The organism is Streptomyces sp. NPDC096048, from assembly GCF_044763415.1.
Classification (GTDB): Bacteria; Actinomycetota; Actinomycetes; order Streptomycetales; family Streptomycetaceae; genus Streptomyces.
In genome coordinates this window covers 185,181-200,371 of record NZ_JBIWGG010000008.1, presented here as the reverse complement: position 1 = coordinate 200,371, position 15,191 = coordinate 185,181, and the positions used below count along the sequence as shown (strand labels likewise).

The 15,191-nt window shown below is 70.6% G+C and carries 11 protein-coding genes; all 11 read left to right on the top strand.

All coding sequences use genetic code 11. The annotated features are described in order from the left end of the window. Nucleotides 1–163 precede the first annotated feature (163 nt). The 11 genes from ACIQ6R_RS23450 (at nt 164) to ACIQ6R_RS23400 (ending at nt 15,109) form a co-directional block, all read left to right on the top strand. Entirely contained in the window at nt 164–1,504 is a 1,341-nt protein-coding gene (locus ACIQ6R_RS23450; protein WP_404171230.1) for an OFA family MFS transporter, read from the top strand. Beyond that, on the top strand, nt 1,473–1,616 hold the full coding sequence (locus ACIQ6R_RS23445) for a hypothetical protein (protein ID WP_404171227.1): 144 nt from the start codon (nt 1,473–1,475) through the stop codon (nt 1,614–1,616). The genes ACIQ6R_RS23450 and ACIQ6R_RS23445 overlap by 32 nt, the downstream gene beginning before the upstream one ends. A gap of 146 nt (nt 1,617–1,762) precedes the next feature. Further along, nucleotides 1,763–2,710 carry a beta-ketoacyl-ACP synthase III gene (locus ACIQ6R_RS23440; protein ID WP_210961133.1) on the top strand — a complete coding sequence of 316 codons (948 nt, stop codon included), beginning with the start codon at nt 1,763–1,765 and terminating at the stop codon, nt 2,708–2,710. 166 nt (nt 2,711–2,876) lie between these two features. Then, nucleotides 2,877–3,554, top strand: coding sequence for a GntR family transcriptional regulator (locus ACIQ6R_RS23435; protein WP_404171221.1), 678 nt, complete (start codon nt 2,877–2,879; stop codon nt 3,552–3,554). A gap of 239 nt (nt 3,555–3,793) precedes the next feature. Then, on the top strand, nt 3,794–4,975 hold the full coding sequence (locus ACIQ6R_RS23430) for an ROK family protein (protein WP_404171218.1): 1,182 nt from the start codon (nt 3,794–3,796) through the stop codon (nt 4,973–4,975). A gap of 167 nt (nt 4,976–5,142) precedes the next feature. After that, nucleotides 5,143–6,660, top strand: coding sequence for a sugar ABC transporter ATP-binding protein (locus tag ACIQ6R_RS23425; RefSeq protein ID WP_404171215.1), 1,518 nt, complete (start codon nt 5,143–5,145; stop codon nt 6,658–6,660). Then, nucleotides 6,657–7,676 carry an ABC transporter permease gene (locus ACIQ6R_RS23420; RefSeq protein ID WP_404171212.1) on the top strand — a complete coding sequence of 340 codons (1,020 nt, stop codon included), beginning with the start codon at nt 6,657–6,659 and terminating at the stop codon, nt 7,674–7,676. Before ACIQ6R_RS23425 ends, ACIQ6R_RS23420 begins: the two co-directional genes overlap by 4 nt. Nucleotides 7,677–7,693: 17 nt before the next feature. Next, on the top strand, nt 7,694–8,737 hold the full coding sequence (locus ACIQ6R_RS23415) for a substrate-binding domain-containing protein (protein ID WP_404171209.1): 1,044 nt from the start codon (nt 7,694–7,696) through the stop codon (nt 8,735–8,737). Nucleotides 8,738–8,825: 88 nt separating this feature from the next. Continuing rightward, nucleotides 8,826–10,103, top strand: a complete 1,278-nt coding sequence (locus ACIQ6R_RS23410) for a Gfo/Idh/MocA family protein (protein WP_404223147.1) — start codon at nt 8,826–8,828, stop codon at nt 10,101–10,103. A 16-nt stretch (nt 10,104–10,119) separates the two neighbouring features. Continuing rightward, entirely contained in the window at nt 10,120–11,118 is a 999-nt protein-coding gene (locus tag ACIQ6R_RS23405) for a sugar phosphate isomerase/epimerase family protein (protein ID WP_404171203.1), read from the top strand. A 358-nt stretch (nt 11,119–11,476) separates the two neighbouring features. Beyond that, a complete protein-coding gene (locus tag ACIQ6R_RS23400) occupies nt 11,477–15,109 on the top strand; it encodes a ThuA domain-containing protein (RefSeq protein ID WP_404223429.1) in 3,633 nt (1,210 codons plus the stop codon). Nucleotides 15,110–15,191 lie beyond the last annotated feature (82 nt).

The following is a 15,191-nucleotide window of genomic DNA, read 5'->3' as shown; positions in this document are numbered from 1 at the left end:
CGACCCGGCGTCGGGTTCTGCGGTACTGTCGACGAAATATTGTCTACAGTATGGAAGTTGACCCAGCAAGGCTTCGCGCAAGGGCAAGGCTTTGTGCAAGGACGGTGGTTGTCTGCTCAACTGCCTTCTCAACCGCTTTCCCGCTGCCTACGGTTGGGGACTCATGAGTCCCCCCGTCGCACCCCCGGGCTGGAGCCGCTGGCTCGTTCCCCCCGCCGCCCTCTCGGTCCACCTCTCCATCGGCCAGGCGTACGCCTGGTCCGTGTTCAAACCGCCCCTCGAGTCCGCGCTCGGCCTCAGCGGCACGCAGAGTGCGCTCCCCTTCCAGCTCGGCATCGTCATGCTCGGGCTCTCCGCCGCCTTCGGCGGCACCCTCGTGGAGCGCCACGGACCGCGCTGGGCGATGACCGTCGCCCTGGTCTGCTTCTCGTCCGGCTTCCTGCTCTCCGCGCTCGGCGCGGCCGTGGAGCAGTACTGGCTGATCGTCCTCGGCTACGGCTTCGTCGGCGGGATCGGCCTCGGCATCGGCTACATCTCGCCCGTCTCCACGCTGATCAAGTGGTTCCCGGACCGCCCCGGCATGGCCACCGGCATCGCCATCATGGGCTTCGGCGGCGGCGCGCTCATCGCCTCGCCCTGGTCGGCGCAGATGCTGGAGTCCTTCGGCACCGACAGCTCGGGGATCGCCCTGGCCTTCCTCGTGCACGGACTGACGTACGCCGTCTTCATGCTGCTGGGCGTCCTGCTGGTACGGGTGCCACGCCCGAAGGAACGGGCGGACGGCGGGGCGGTCGCGCTCGACGGCGTCCAGGTCTCGGCGCGCGGCGCCGTGCGCACCCCCCAGTTCTGGCTGCTCTGGGTCGTGCTCTGCATGAACGTCACGGCCGGCATCGGCATCCTGGAGAAGGCCGCGCCGATGATCACGGACTTCTTCGCCGACACCTCGACGCCGGTGTCGGTGACCGCCGCCGCGGGATTCGTCGCCCTGCTCTCGGCGGCCAACATGGCGGGCCGGATCGGCTGGTCCTCGACCTCCGACCTGATCGGGCGCAAGAACATCTACCGCGTGTACCTCGGCGTCGGCGCGCTGATGTACGCGCTGATCGCCCTGTTCGGCGACTCCTCCAAGCCGCTGTTCGTCCTGTGCGCCCTGGTGGTGCTGTCCTTCTACGGCGGTGGCTTCGCCACGATCCCCGCCTACCTCAAGGATCTCTTCGGCACCTACCAGGTCGGGGCGATCCACGGGCGGCTGCTCACCGCCTGGTCGACGGCCGGCGTCCTCGGGCCGCTGATCGTGAACTGGATCGCCGACCGGCAGGAGGAGGCCGGTCGGCACGGCTCCGCCCTGTACGGAACGTCCTTCGTCATCATGATCGGGCTGCTGGTCGTCGGCTTCGTCGCCAACGAACTCGTCCGTCCGGTCCACGCCCGCCACCACGTATCCGCCGCCCCGGCACCGAAGGAGGGCAACGATGTCCGACGACAGCAGCCAGAGTCCGCCTGACCTGCCCGACCGCCGCCCGCTGATCGCCTTCACCTGGTTCTGGGTGGGCGCACCGCTCGCCTACGGACTGTACGAACTCGTCCGGAAGGCGACCCAGCTGTTCACCGGCTGAGGTCAGGACGCGGGGGAGGGCGCCCGGGATGCTGACCGAAGCCGACAAGCCGGGCGCCCGTTTCCTGTCGTATCACCTGCCGTCGTACCCGTCGGTCACTGATCACACTGGTGGATCCCGTACCCGAGGCAACGAGGACACCACCCATGCACGGCTCCCGCATCAGCGCCCTCGGCCATTACCAGCCCGCCCGGGTCCTCACCAACGAGGACCTGGCGGGAATGGTCGACACCAGCGACGAGTGGATCAGAAGCCGGGTCGGTATCCACTCCCGCCGTATCGCCGGCCCCGACGAGCCGGTCGACGAGCTGGCCGGGCACGCCGCCGCGAAGGCGCTCGCGTCGGCCGGGCTGACGCCCGCGGACGTGGACATGGTCGTGGTCGCCACCTCCACCGCGATCGACCGCTCCCCGAACACCGCCGCCCGCGTGGCGGCCCGCCTCGGCATCCCCGGGCCCGCCGCGCTGGACCTCAACGTCGTGTGCGCCGGCTTCACCCACGCCCTGGCCACCGCCGACCACGCCGTGCGGGCCGGCTCGTCGAGCAGGGCCCTGGTCATCGGCGCGGACAAGATGTCCGAGGTGGCCGACTGGACCGACCGCACCACCTGCGTGCTCGTCGGCGACGGGGCGGGGGCGGCCGTCGTGGAGGCCTGCGCGCCCGGCGAGGAGGCGGGGATCGGCCCCGTGCTGTGGGGGTCGGTGCCCGAGATGGGGGACGCGGTCCGTATCGAGGGCACACCGCCCCGCTTCGCGCAGGAGGGGCAGAGCGTCTACCGCTGGGCGACCACCCGGCTGCCCGCCATCGCCCGCCAGGCCTGCGAGCGGTCCGGGCTGGAACCGGCCGACCTCGCCGCGGTCGTCCTGCACCAGGCGAACCTGCGCATCATCGAACCCCTCGCCGCGAAGATCGGCGCCGTCAACGCCGTCGTCGCCCGCGATGTCGTCGAGTCCGGCAACACCTCGGCGGCGAGCATCCCGCTCGCGTTCTCCAAGCTGGTGGAGCGCGGCGAGATCACCACCGGGGACCCGGTGCTGCTCTTCGGCTTCGGCGGGAACCTCTCCTACGCCGGGCAGGTCGTCCGCTGTCCCTGAACACCCCCGGCGGAGCTCGGAGCGTGACGTGGACCACTCTCGGCCCCGCGACGCCCGGGCGCCGTAGACTGTAGACGAAAGACAATCGATACTCGGCGTACCGGTACGGGTCGTTGTCGTTGCTTGTGTCGTACCGCTCGCGCAGGATCGCTTTCGAGGGGGACCGATGTTGTCCGCAGGACTGCCGCAGGGCGCGGTGCCCAAGCTCGAACGACCCGGCCCGCTGCGTGACCGCGTCTACGAGGCGCTGCTCGAACTGATCACCACCCGGGCCCTCCAGCCCGGCCAGCATCTCGTCGAGAGCGAACTCGCCGGTCACCTCGGTGTGTCCAGGCAGCCCGTGCGGGAGGCCCTGCAGCGGCTCAACACCGAGGGCTGGGTCGATCTGCGTCCCGCGCAGGGTGCGTTCGTGCACGAGCCGACGGAGGAGGAGGCCGACCAGCTCCTGACGGTCCGTACGCTCCTGGAGGCCGAGGCGGCCCGGCTCGCCGCGGCCAACGCGTCCAGCGCCGGCGTGGCCGCCCTGGAGGAGCTGTGCGAGGAGGGGGAGCGGGCGGTCGCCGCCGACGACGTGGACGCCGCCGTCGCCGTCAACGCCCGTTTCCACGCGAAGATCATGGAGCTGGCCGGCAACGCCGTCCTCGCCGAACTCGCCGCACAGGTCGACCGCCGGGTCCGCTGGTACTACACGCCGATCGCCCGGCAGCGCGGCAAGCAGTCCTGGATCGAGCACCGCGGCCTGATCGCCGCCATCACCGGCCGGGACGAGCAGGCGGCGACCCGGCTGATGCGCGAGCACACCGAACATACCCGGCGCTCGTACCACGCGCGCGAGGAATCGTAAGGTCAGAGGCTGTTCGCAGGCCGCCCGGCGCGATGTCCGGGCGGCCCTGTCGGGTTCCGCGGAGTCGAGCACTCCGCACTTCTTTGTCCACTCAGTGGAGAAAGTTCGCAGTAATTCGTGCGTGACTTCTTCCCACGCCCGGCGCCCACTGCTACGTTCCCTCCGAAAGCAAGCCACGGACGTGGCCGGGAACCGGCACACACAAGGCCGATCGAGGCGGGGAGGGGCTCGTGAGACGCATGACGGCACGACCCGCGAACGCCCACCAAGCGCGACTGCTCCAGCTGTTGCGTGACGGAGGGCCCAACTCCCGTGCCCAGCTCGGCGATCAGGTCGACCTCTCCCGGTCGAAGCTGGCCGTCGAGGTGGACCGGCTGCTGGAGACGGAACTGGTCGTGGCCGACGGGCTCGCCGCCTCGCGCGGCGGGCGCCGCAGCCACAACATCCGTCTCAACCCCGAGCTGCGCTTCCTCGGCGTCGACATCGGCGCGACCTCGGTCGACGTCGCCGTCACCAACGCCGAACTGGAGATCCTCGGGCACATCAACCAGCCCATGGACGTACGCGAGGGGCCGGTCGCGGTCTTCGAGCAAGTACTGGCCATGGCCGCCAAGTTGCGTGCATCGGGGCTCGCGGAAGGCTTCGACGGCGCCGGCATCGGCGTCCCGGGGCCGGTCCGCTTCCCCGAGGGGGTGCCGGTGGCGCCGCCGATCATGCCGGGCTGGGACGGCTTCCCCGTGCGGGAGGCGCTCAGCCAGGAACTCGGCTGCCCGGTCATGGTCGACAACGACGTGAACCTGATGGCGCTGGGGGAGCAGCACGCGGGCGTCGCCCGCACCGTGCACGACTTCCTCGTCGTCAAGATCGGTACCGGTATCGGCTGCGGCATCGTCGTCGGCGGGGACGTCTACCGCGGGACGACGGGCAGCGCGGGCGACATCGGGCACATCCAGGCCGTGCCCGAAGGGCGCCCGTGCGCCTGCGGCAACCGGGGCTGCCTGGAGGCCCACTTCAGCGGCGCGGCACTGGCCCGCGACGCCACGGAGGCCGCTCAGCAGGGCCTGTCGGCCGAGCTCGCGAGCCGTCTGGAGACGAACGGGGGCCTCAGCGCCGCCGACGTCGCCGCCGCGGCCGCCGCGGGCGACGCCACCGCACTCGACCTGATCCGGGAGGGCGGCCGCAGCACCGGCCAGGTCATCGCCGGCCTGGTCAGCTTCTTCAACCCGGGTCTGGTGGTGATCGGCGGCGGGGTGACCGGCCTCGGCCACAATCTGCTCGCCGCGATCCGCACCCAGGTCTACCGCCAGTCACTGCCGCTGGCGACCGGCAACCTGCCCATCGTACTGGGGGAGTTGGGTCCCACCGCCGGAGTCATCGGCGCGGCCCGGCTGATCAGCGACCACCTGTTCTCACCCGCGTAGGCACCACCTTTCACCCGCGTAGCACCCCTTTCACCCGCGTAGCACCGCCTTTCACCCGCGTAGGCACCATTCGGTTGCCGAGCTCCACCAGCACAGCGCCCTGCTCTGCCCTGCCCTGCTCCGTTCTGCCCTGACACCGGCCCGCATGCCCGCCGAGGGGACCTCACATGGCACCAGAACCACCGCTGCTCAGTATGTCCGGCATCACCAAGTCCTTCCCCGGAGTCCGGGCCCTGGACGGCGTCGACCTCGACGTCCAGGCCGGCGAGGTGCACTGCCTGCTCGGCCAGAACGGCGCCGGGAAGTCCACCCTCATCAAGGTGCTGGCCGGCGCCCACCAACCCGACACCGGCACCATCCGCTGGCGGGGCGAGGACGTCACCCTGCGCTCGCCCATCGCGGCCATGCGGCTCGGCATCGCCACCATCTACCAGGAACTCGACCTGGTGGAGGACCTCTCGGTCGCCGAGAACGTCCACCTCGGCCACGAGCCGACCGCCGCCGGCTTCGTCGTCCGGGGCAGAGCGGCCAAGGCGTCGACGGCGCGGCTGCTCGAGCGACTCGGCCACCCGGAGGTCGATCCGGGCAGGCCGGTCGGCGAACTCTCCGCGGCGCAGCAGCAGATCGTGTCCATGGCGCGGGCGCTCTCGCACGACGTACGGCTCATCGTGATGGACGAGCCGTCCGCCGCGCTCGACCCGGACGAGGTCGACAACCTCTTCCGCATCGTCGCCGACCTCACCGCGGAGGGCGTCGCCGTCGTCTACATCTCGCACCGCCTGGAGGAGATCCGCCGCATCGGCGACCGGGTCACCGTCCTCAAGGACGGCCGGGCCGTCGCCGGCGGGCTGCCCGCCGAGTCGACGCCGACCCGCGAGGTGGTGGCGCTGATGACCGGGCGCAACGTCGAGTACGTCTTCCCGGACCGGCCGGCCGGGCCGTCCGGGGGCGAGCCCGTACTGAGCGTGCGGGGACTGACCCGGGAGGGCGAGTTCGCCGCCCTCGACCTGGAGATCCGCCCCGGAGAGATCGTCGGCCTCGCCGGCCTCGTCGGCTCCGGCCGCTCCGAGATCCTGGAGACGGTCTACGGTGCCCGCAAGCCGAGCGCCGGCCAGGTCCTCGTCGAGGGGAGCCCGCTGCGCCCCGGGAGTGTGCGCGCCGCCGTGCGCGCCGGCCTCGGGCTCGCCCCCGAGGAACGCAAGGCGCAGGCACTGCTGATGCTGGAGTCCGTCACCCGCAACGTGTCGGTCTCCGCCATGTCCCGCTTCTCGCGCGGCGGCTGGATCGACCGGGGCGCCGAACTGCGGGCCGCCCGGAAGGCGACCCGAGAGCTGTCGCTGCGGCCCGACAACCCCTCCGCGCCCGTGCGCACCCTGTCCGGCGGCAACCAGCAGAAGGCGGTCCTGGCCCGCTGGCTGCTGCGCGGCTGCAAGGTCCTGCTGCTCGACGAACCCACCCGCGGCGTCGACGTCGGCGCCCGCGCCGAGCTCTACGCGGTCATCCGCCGCCTCGCCGACGAGGGCCTCGCCGTCCTGCTGGTCTCCAGCGAGGTGCCCGAGGTCCTGGGCCTCGCCGACCGTGTGCTGGTGCTGCGCGAGGGCCGTGTCGTGCACGAGGCCCCCGCCCGTGAACTCGACGAACACCGCGTACTCGACCTCGTGATGGAAGGAAGCCCGGCGTCATGACGCAGCACGTGTCCCCGCCCCGGGACGACACCGGCAAGGCGGCACCGGTGGACGGTCCGCCCGCCTGGCGGGTCCAGTTGGGCCGCGCCGACGTCCGCACCCTCACCCTGCTCGGGGTGCTCGCCGCACTGGTCCTGATCGGCGGCATCACCCAGCCCGACGCGTTCCTCGACACCCGCAACCTCCAGCTGGTGCTCACCCAGGCGTCCGTGATCGGCGTCGTCACCGTCGGCATGACCTTCGTCATCGTCTCCGGCGGCATCGACCTGTCCGTCGGCGCCATCGTGGCCCTGGCCTCGGTGTGGGCGACCACGGTCGCCACCCAGGAGTACGGGTTCGTCGGCATCCTCTTCACGGCGGTCGTGGTCGGCGTGGGCTGCGGTCTGGTCAACGGGGTGCTCATCGCGTTCGGCCAGATGGTGCCGTTCATCGCCACCCTCGCCATGCTGGCCTCGGCGCGCGGCCTCGCGCTCCAGATCACCGACGGCCGCACCCAGGTCGTCACGGTCCCCAGCGTCCTGGACCTCGGCGAGCGCGACTCCTACGTTCTCGGCATCCCGCCCCTGGTCCTGGTGTTCGCGGCCGTCACCGTCATCGGCTGGCTGGTGCTCAACCGGACCACCTTCGGCCGCCGCACCGTCGCCGTCGGCGGCAACGCGGAGGCCGCCCGCCTCGCCGGCATCGATGTCCGCCGCCAGCGGCTCTACCTCTACCTGCTGTCCGGCCTGTGCTGCGGCATCGCCGCCTTCCTGCTGATCGTCCTGGCCGGCTCCGGCCAGAACACCAACGGCAACCTCTACGAACTCGACGCCATCGCCGCCGCGATCATCGGCGGCACGCTCCTGACCGGCGGGCGCGGCCACATCCTCGGCTCCGTGCTCGGCGTCCTGATCTTCACCACGATCACCAACATCTTCGCCCTGAACAACCTGCAGACCGACGTCCAGCAGATCGCCAAGGGCGCGATCATCGTCGCTGCCGTGCTGGTCCAGCGCCGTACCGCAAGCACGCATTGAGGAAAGGGTTCACCGTCATGACGCAACTCACGAGCCGCAGAGGACTGCTCTTCGGAGCCGCCGCCGTGTCCGCCGGTGCCGTCCTCACCGGGTGCACCAGCAACGACCCCGACGACGGCGAGGACAAGGCCGCGGACACGCAGCCGGCCGCCGACGACAAGCCGGGCAAGCCGGTCACCATCGGCTACGCCGGGCCGCAGGCCGACCACGGCTGGCTCAACGCCGTCAACGACCAGGCCCAGAAGCGCGCGGAGAAGTACTCGGAAGTCACCCTGGAGGTCACCGAGGGCTCCAACGACACCGCGCAGCAGATCGGCCAGATCGAGACCCTCATCAACAAGAAGGTCGACGTCCTGGTGGTGCTGCCGGCCGACGGCAAGGCGCTCACCCAGGTCGGCCTGAAGGCGATGCGGGCCGGCATCCCGGTCATCAACCTCGACCGGATCTTCAACAGCCCCCAGGCCTACCGCTGCTGGGTCGGCGGCGACAACTACGGCATGGGCCTCAACGCCGCCCACTACATCGGCGAGAAGCTCAAGGACACCCCGGACGCCAAGGTCATCGAGCTGGCCGGCCTGGACAATCTGGAGCTGACCAAGCAGCGCACCCAGGGCTTCGACGACGGCCTGAAGAACTACCCGAACATCAAGAAGGTGGCCCGCCAGGCCGCCGAGTTCACCGTCGAGTCCGGCCAGGCCAAGATGGCCCAGCTGCTCCAGGCCCAGTCGGACTTCGACGCCCTGTGGAACCACGACGACGACCAGGGCGTGGGCGCCCTGCGCGCCATCGAGCAGGCCGGGCGCGACGACTTCCTGATGGTCGGCGGCGCGGGCGCGCTCTCCGCCTTCCAGGCCATCAAGGCGGACAGCGGCGTACTCAAGGCGACCGTGCTCTACCCGCCGACCATGGCCGCCTCCGCGATCGACCTGGCCCGCGCCCTCGGCCAGGGCAAGGGCATCAGCGGCCTCGCCGAGTTCGAGATCCCCTCGACCGTCACCTGCTACTCGGCCGTGGTCGACAAGGAGAACGTCGACCAGTACATGTCCACGGGCTTCAAGTGAGGGCCGCCGCCCCACGGCCGGCCTGACCAGCCGGCCGTCGGGCGGGGCCCACCCCCCACCGCGCCATCACGACGAGGAGGACATCCGCATGGGACAGCCGCAGCAGCCCGAGGGGGCCGGGGCGGAGGCATCAGCCGCCGGAACCGGGACCGACAGCGGGACCGGGACCAGGGCGACGGGGGCATCCGCGACCAGACCGGCGCTGCGCGTCGGCATGGTCGGCTACGCCTTCATGGGTGCCGCACACTCCCAGGGCTGGCGCACCGCCGGCCGGGTCTTCGACCTGCCGCTCAACCCCGTACTGGCCGCGATCTGCGGCCGGGACGCCGACGCCGTCCGCACCGCGGCCGACCGGCACGGCTGGGCGAGCACCGAGACCGACTGGCGGGCCCTGCTGGAACGGGACGACATCGACCTCGTCGACATCTGCACCCCCGGCGACAGCCACGCCGAGATCGCGCTGGCCGCGCTCGCCGCCGGAAAGCACGTCCTGTGCGAGAAGCCGCTGGCCAACACCGTCGCGGAGGCCGAGGCGATGACCGTCGCCGCCGACCAGGCGGCCGCGCGCGGGCAGCTCGCGATGGTCGGTTTCAACTACCGCCGGGTGCCGGCCACCGCACTGGCCCGGCGGATGGTGGCGGAGGGCCGCGTCGGCCGGCTGCGGCACGTGCGGGTGACGTACCTCCAGGACTGGCTGGTGGACCCGAAGGCGCCGCTGACCTGGCGGCTGCGCAAGGAGCTGGCCGGGTCCGGAGCGCTCGGCGACCTGGGCGCGCACATCGTCGACCTCGCGCAGTACCTGACGGGGGAGCGGATCGCGGGCGTCTCCGCCCTCACCGAGACCTTCGTACGGGAGCGTCCGCTGCCCGACGGAGCCGCCCGCGGTCTGTCGGCGGGCTCGGTGGACGGTGTCACGGGCCAGGTCACCGTGGACGACGCCGCCGTCTTCACCGGCCGCCTCACCTCCGGCGCCCTGGTCTCCTTCGAGGCCACCCGGTACGCCACCGGCCGCAAGAACGCCCTGCGCATCGAGCTCAACGGCGAGCGCGGCTCCCTCGCCTTCGACCTGGAGCGGCTCAACGAACTGTCGTACCTCGACGGTACGGAGCCGGGGGAGCACGCCGGGTTCCGCCGCATCCTCGTCACCGAACCCGAGCACCCCTACCTGGACGCCTGGTGGCCGCCGGGCCACGGACTCGGCTACGAGCACACCTTCGTCCACCAGGTGCGCGACCTCGTCCACGCCGTCGCGGAGGGTCGTCGGCCCGAGCCCTCCTTCGCCGACGGGCTGCAGGTGCAGCGTGTGCTCGCGGCGGTGGAGGAGAGCGCCGAGAAGAACTCCGTCTACACCCAGATCGCCCCCTGAGGAGGCTGGCAGCGACATGCCGCGCAACTTCACTCTCTTCACCGGCCAGTGGGCGGACCTCCCCCTGGAGGAGGTCTGCCGCCTCGCCCGCGACTTCGGTTACGAAGGACTGGAACTCGCCTGCTGGGGCGACCACTTCGAGGTCGACAAGGCCCTCGCGGACCCCTCCTACGTGGACTCCCGCCACCAGCTGCTCGACAAGTACGGGCTGAAGTGCTGGGCGATCTCCAACCACCTCGTCGGCCAGGCCGTCTGCGACGCCATCATCGACGAACGCCACCAGGCCATCCTGCCCGACCGCATCTGGGGCGACGGAGACGCGGAGGGCGTGCGGCAGCGCGCCGCCGCCGAGATCAAGGACACCGCCCGGGCCGCTGCGCGCCTCGGCGTGGACACCGTCATCGGCTTCACCGGGTCGGCCATCTGGCACCTGGTCGCCATGTTCCCGCCCGCCCCCGAGTCGATGATCGAGCGCGGCTACCAGGACTTCGCGGACCGCTGGAACCCGATCCTCGACGTCTTCGACGCCGAGGGCGTGCGGTTCGCCCACGAGGTCCACCCCAGCGAGATCGCCTACGACTACTGGACGACCCAGCGCGCCCTGGAGGCGGTCGGCCACCGGCCCGCCTTCGGCCTCAACTTCGACCCGTCCCACTTCGTGTGGCAGGACCTCGACCCCGTCGGCTTCCTGTGGGACTTCCGCGACCGGATCTACCACGTCGACTGCAAGGAGGCCCGCAAGCGCCTCGACGGCCGCAACGGGCGGCTCGGCTCCCACCTGCCGTGGGGCGACCCGCGCCGCGGCTGGGACTTCGTGTCGGCCGGCCACGGCGACGTGCCCTGGGAGGACGTCTTCCGGATGCTGCGCTCCATCGACTACCGAGGCCCCGTCTCCGTCGAGTGGGAGGACGCCGGCATGGACCGGCTCCAGGGTGCCCCCGAGGCCCTCACCCGCCTCAAGGCCTTCGACTTCGAGCCGCCCAGCGCGTCCTTCGACGCCGCGTTCAACAGCTGAGCCGCGGCGCGTCGGCAGCTGATCCGCGCACCCGACGGCAGGTCGGGACCGGGGGCCGGAATGTCCGCCGGTCCCCGGTCCGGCCTGCCCGAATCCTGCTTTGTCCTGTATTGGGGAAAAGTTCAACCGGTTCTGATCCAAGGGGTGTTGGCCCAGGAAGAACGCGGTTACCGTCCCTGAAGTGTTCAGGACACCCACACCTCCGGGGTGACGGCGCACCCCGGCGCCCGCACCGCACGTCTTCGCACCCATCCCGTACGGCCCATCCCGTTCCCGGAGGGACTTCGTGCACAGAAGCAGAACCGGAAAGTCCAAACCCACGAGGCTTCGCACCACCCTCGCCCTGTTCACCGGCCTGATGCTGGCCGTGGGCACCCCGGCGACCGTCGCCGGCGCCCACCCGGAGCACGACGAACCGGCAGCCGCCGAGGGGCAGTTCCAGCAGGTGCCGCTCGCCAAGGGCGAGCCCGAGACGGGCGAGCCGATGTCGCTCGCCGTGCTCCCGGACCGCAGCGTCCTGCACACCTCGCGCGACGGCACACTGCGCCTCACCGACCAGGGCGGCGTCACCAAGGTCGCCGGCAAGCTCGACGTCTACAGCCACGACGAGGAGGGCCTGCAGGGCGTCGGCGTCGACCCGGACTTCGAGAACAACCGGGCGATCTACCTCTACTACGCCCCGCCGCTGGACACGCCCGCGGGCGACGCCCCCGAGACCGGCACCGCCGAGGACTTCGAGAAGTTCGACGGCGTGAACCGCCTCTCCCGCTTCGTCCTCAACGCCAACGGCACCCTGGACCTGGCCAGCGAGAAGAAGGTCCTGGACGTCGCGGCCTCCCGCGGCACCTGCTGCCACGTCGGCGGCGACATCGACTTCGACGCCGAGGGCAACCTCTACCTGTCCACCGGCGACGACACCAACCCGTTCGCCTCCGACGGCTACACGCCGATCGACGAGCGGCCGAACCGCAACCCGGCCTTCGACGCCCGCCGCAGCTCCGGCAACACCAACGACCTGCGCGGCAAGATCCTGCGCATCAAGGTCGCCGAGGACGGCTCGTACACCGTCCCGGAGGGCAACCTCTTCGCCCCGGGCACCGAGAAGACCCGCCCCGAGATCTACGCGATGGGCTTCCGCAACCCCTTCCGGATGAACATCGACGAGAAGACCGGCACCATCTACGTCGGTGACTACGGCCCCGACGCCGGCGCCGCCGACCCGAACCGGGGCCCGGCGGGACAGGTCGAGTTCGCCAAGGTGACCGAGCCCGCCAACTTCGGCTGGCCCTTCTGCACCGGCGACAACGACGCCTACGTCGACTACGACTTCGCCACCAAGACCTCCGGCGAAAAGTTCGACTGCGCCGCCCCGAAGAACACCTCGCCGTACAACACGGGCCTCACCGACCTGCCGCCCGCGCAGGCCGCCTGGATCCCGTACGACGGTGACTCCGTGCCCGAGTTCGGCAGCGGTTCCGAGTCCCCCATGGGCGGCCCGGTCTACCGCTACGACCCGGACCTCGACTCCTCCGTGAAGTTCCCCGAGGAGTACGACGGCGACTTCTTCGCCGGCGAGTTCGGCCGCCGCTGGATCAAGCGGATCGAGCAGACCGACGACGGCGCGGTCGCGAAGATCAACGACTTCCCGTGGACCGGCACCCAGATCATGGACATGGAGTTCGGCCCGGACGGCGCGCTCTACGTCCTGGACTACGGTCTCTCCTGGTTCCAGGGCGACAAGGACTCCGCGCTCTACCGGATCGAGAACGCCGACGACGGCTTCTCCCCGATCGCCGAGGTGAGCGCCGACAAGACGTCGGGCGCGGCCGGCCTGAAGGTCAAGTTCACCGCCTCCGCCAAGGACGCCGACTCCCCGGACCTCACCTACAGCTGGGACTTCGGCGACGGCACCAAGGGCGAGGGCCTCACCCCCACCCACAAGTACAAGAAGGTCGGCACCTACACCGCGACCTTCACCGCGAAGGACCCCGAGGGCAACACCGGAAACGCCAGTGTCCGGATCGTCGTCGGCAACACCGAGCCCACGGTGAAGATCCAGATCCCGGGCAACGGCACCCTCCTCCCGATGGGCGAGCCCATCCCCTTCAAGGTGAAGGTCACCGACCCCGAGGAGACCGTCGACTGCTCCAAGGTCAAGGTCGCCTACAGCCTCGGCCACGACTCCCACGCCCACGAGCTGACCAGCGAGATGGGCTGTGAGGGCACCCTCAAGCCGCCGCCGGGCGACGGAGGCCACGACCCCAACGCCAACATCTACGGCGTCGTCGGCGCCAGCTACACCGACGGCGGGGCCAAGGGCCAGGAGGCCCTGACCGGCACCGCGCGCACCGTGATCCAGCCGCCGCACCGCCAGGCCGAGCACTTCACCACCCAGCAGGGTGTCGCGGTGATCGACAAGACCGGCGCCAACGGCGGCAAGACCGTCGGCAACATCGACGACGGCGACTGGATCTCCTTCAGCCCCTACAAGTTCGACGGGCAGAAGAAGCTGACCGTCCGGGCCTCCTCCGGCGGCGCCGGCGGCTTCGTCGAGCTGCGCACCGGCTCGCCCACCGGCAAGCTGCACGGCTCGGCGTACATCCCGCCGACCGGCGGCTGGGAGACGTTCCAGAACGTCGACGTGCCGCTGCGGTCGCTGCCGAAGCGCACCACGGAGATCTACCTGGTCTTCCGGGGCGGAGACGGCGCGCTGTTCGACGTGGACGACTTCGAGTTCTCCAAGGAGCCGTTCAAGAAGGGCAAGAAGGTCCTCGTCTTCTCCAAGACGGCCGGCTTCCGCCACGACTCCATTCCGGAGGGTGTCGCCGCGCTGAAGGAGCTGGGCACCCCCGCCGGTATCTCGGTCACCGCGACCGAGGAGGCCGGGCAGTTCACCACCGCCAACCTCGCCAAGTACGACGCGGTGGCCTTCCTGTCCACCACCGGTGACGTCCTGAACGCCGACCAGCAGAAGGCGTTCGAGAACTACGTCAAGAACGGCGGCGGCTACATGGGCATCCACGCCGCCGCCGACACCGAGTACGACTGGGAGTTCTACGGCGGCCTCGTCGGCGCCCACTTCGACTCGCACCCGGCCATCCAGAAGGCCACCGTGCGCGTCGAGGACCACGACCACCCGTCGACCGCGCACCTGGACGACGCGTGGGAGCGCACCGACGAGTGGTACAACTACCGCACCAACCCGCGTGAGCAGGCCAAGATTCTCGCCACCCTCGACGAGACCACCTACGACGGCGGGAACATGAAGGGCGACCACCCGATCGCCTGGTGCCAGAGCTACGGCGGCGGCCGCTCCTTCTACACCGGCGGCGGTCACACCAAGGAGTCCTACGCGGACGAGGCCTTCCGCACCCACCTGCTCGGGGGCATGCAGTACGCCACCGGCCAGGTCAAGGCGGACTGCAAGCCGAGCAAGGGCTACCGGGACATCTTCAACGGCCAGACCAGGGACGGCTGGAAGCAGGCCGGCCCCGGCACGTTCGACGTCAAGGACGGCACGCTGGAGTCCAACGGCGGCATGGGCCTGCTCTGGTACCAGGCCAAGGAGCTGAAGTCGTACTCCCTCAAGCTCGACTGGAAGATGCGGGGCGACGACAACTCCGGGATCTTCGTGGGCTTCCCGGCCTCCGACGACCCCTGGTCCGCGGTGAACAAGGGCTATGAGATCCAGATCGACGCCACGGACGCGCCGGACCGCACCACGGGCTCCGTCTACTCCTTCAAGTCGGCGAACATCAAGGCCCGTGACCAGGTCCTGCGGCCGCCCGGCCAGTGGAACTCCTACGAGATCAAGGTCCAGGGCGAACGCCTCCAGGTGTTCCTCAACGGAGTCAAGATCAACGACTTCACCAACAAGGACCCCGAGCGGAGCCTGACCGACGGCTACATCGGCCTCCAGAACCACGGCGCCGACGACCAGGTCTCCTTCCGCGACATCCAGCTGAAGGAACTGCCCGCCAAGGGCGACTAGAACGGCGGCGGGCGGAGGACGCCGGACCTCCGCCCGCCGTCTCCCCGGGCACCGCCCGGGCCCCGCTTCCGGCATCGCACCC

Excerpts from the sequence above, each read along its gene's own strand:
- ACIQ6R_RS23445 (WP_404171227.1), top strand. The coding sequence starts at position 1,473 with ATGTCCGACGACAGCAGCCAGAGTCCGCCTGACCTGCCCGACCGCCGC.
- ACIQ6R_RS23410 (WP_404223147.1), top strand. The coding sequence starts at position 8,826 with ATGGGACAGCCGCAGCAGCCCGAGGGGGCCGGGGCGGAGGCATCAGCC.
- ACIQ6R_RS23415 (WP_404171209.1), top strand. The coding sequence starts at position 7,694 with ATGACGCAACTCACGAGCCGCAGAGGACTGCTCTTCGGAGCCGCCGCC.
- ACIQ6R_RS23440 (WP_210961133.1), top strand. The coding sequence starts at position 1,763 with ATGCACGGCTCCCGCATCAGCGCCCTCGGCCATTACCAGCCCGCCCGG.
- ACIQ6R_RS23425 (WP_404171215.1), top strand. The coding sequence starts at position 5,143 with ATGGCACCAGAACCACCGCTGCTCAGTATGTCCGGCATCACCAAGTCC.
- ACIQ6R_RS23405 (WP_404171203.1), top strand. The coding sequence starts at position 10,120 with ATGCCGCGCAACTTCACTCTCTTCACCGGCCAGTGGGCGGACCTCCCC.
- ACIQ6R_RS23420 (WP_404171212.1), top strand. The coding sequence starts at position 6,657 with ATGACGCAGCACGTGTCCCCGCCCCGGGACGACACCGGCAAGGCGGCA.
- ACIQ6R_RS23450 (WP_404171230.1), top strand. The coding sequence starts at position 164 with ATGAGTCCCCCCGTCGCACCCCCGGGCTGGAGCCGCTGGCTCGTTCCC.
- ACIQ6R_RS23400 (WP_404223429.1), top strand. The coding sequence starts at position 11,477 with ATGCTGGCCGTGGGCACCCCGGCGACCGTCGCCGGCGCCCACCCGGAG.
- ACIQ6R_RS23435 (WP_404171221.1), top strand. The coding sequence starts at position 2,877 with ATGTTGTCCGCAGGACTGCCGCAGGGCGCGGTGCCCAAGCTCGAACGA.
- ACIQ6R_RS23430 (WP_404171218.1), top strand. The coding sequence starts at position 3,794 with ATGACGGCACGACCCGCGAACGCCCACCAAGCGCGACTGCTCCAGCTG.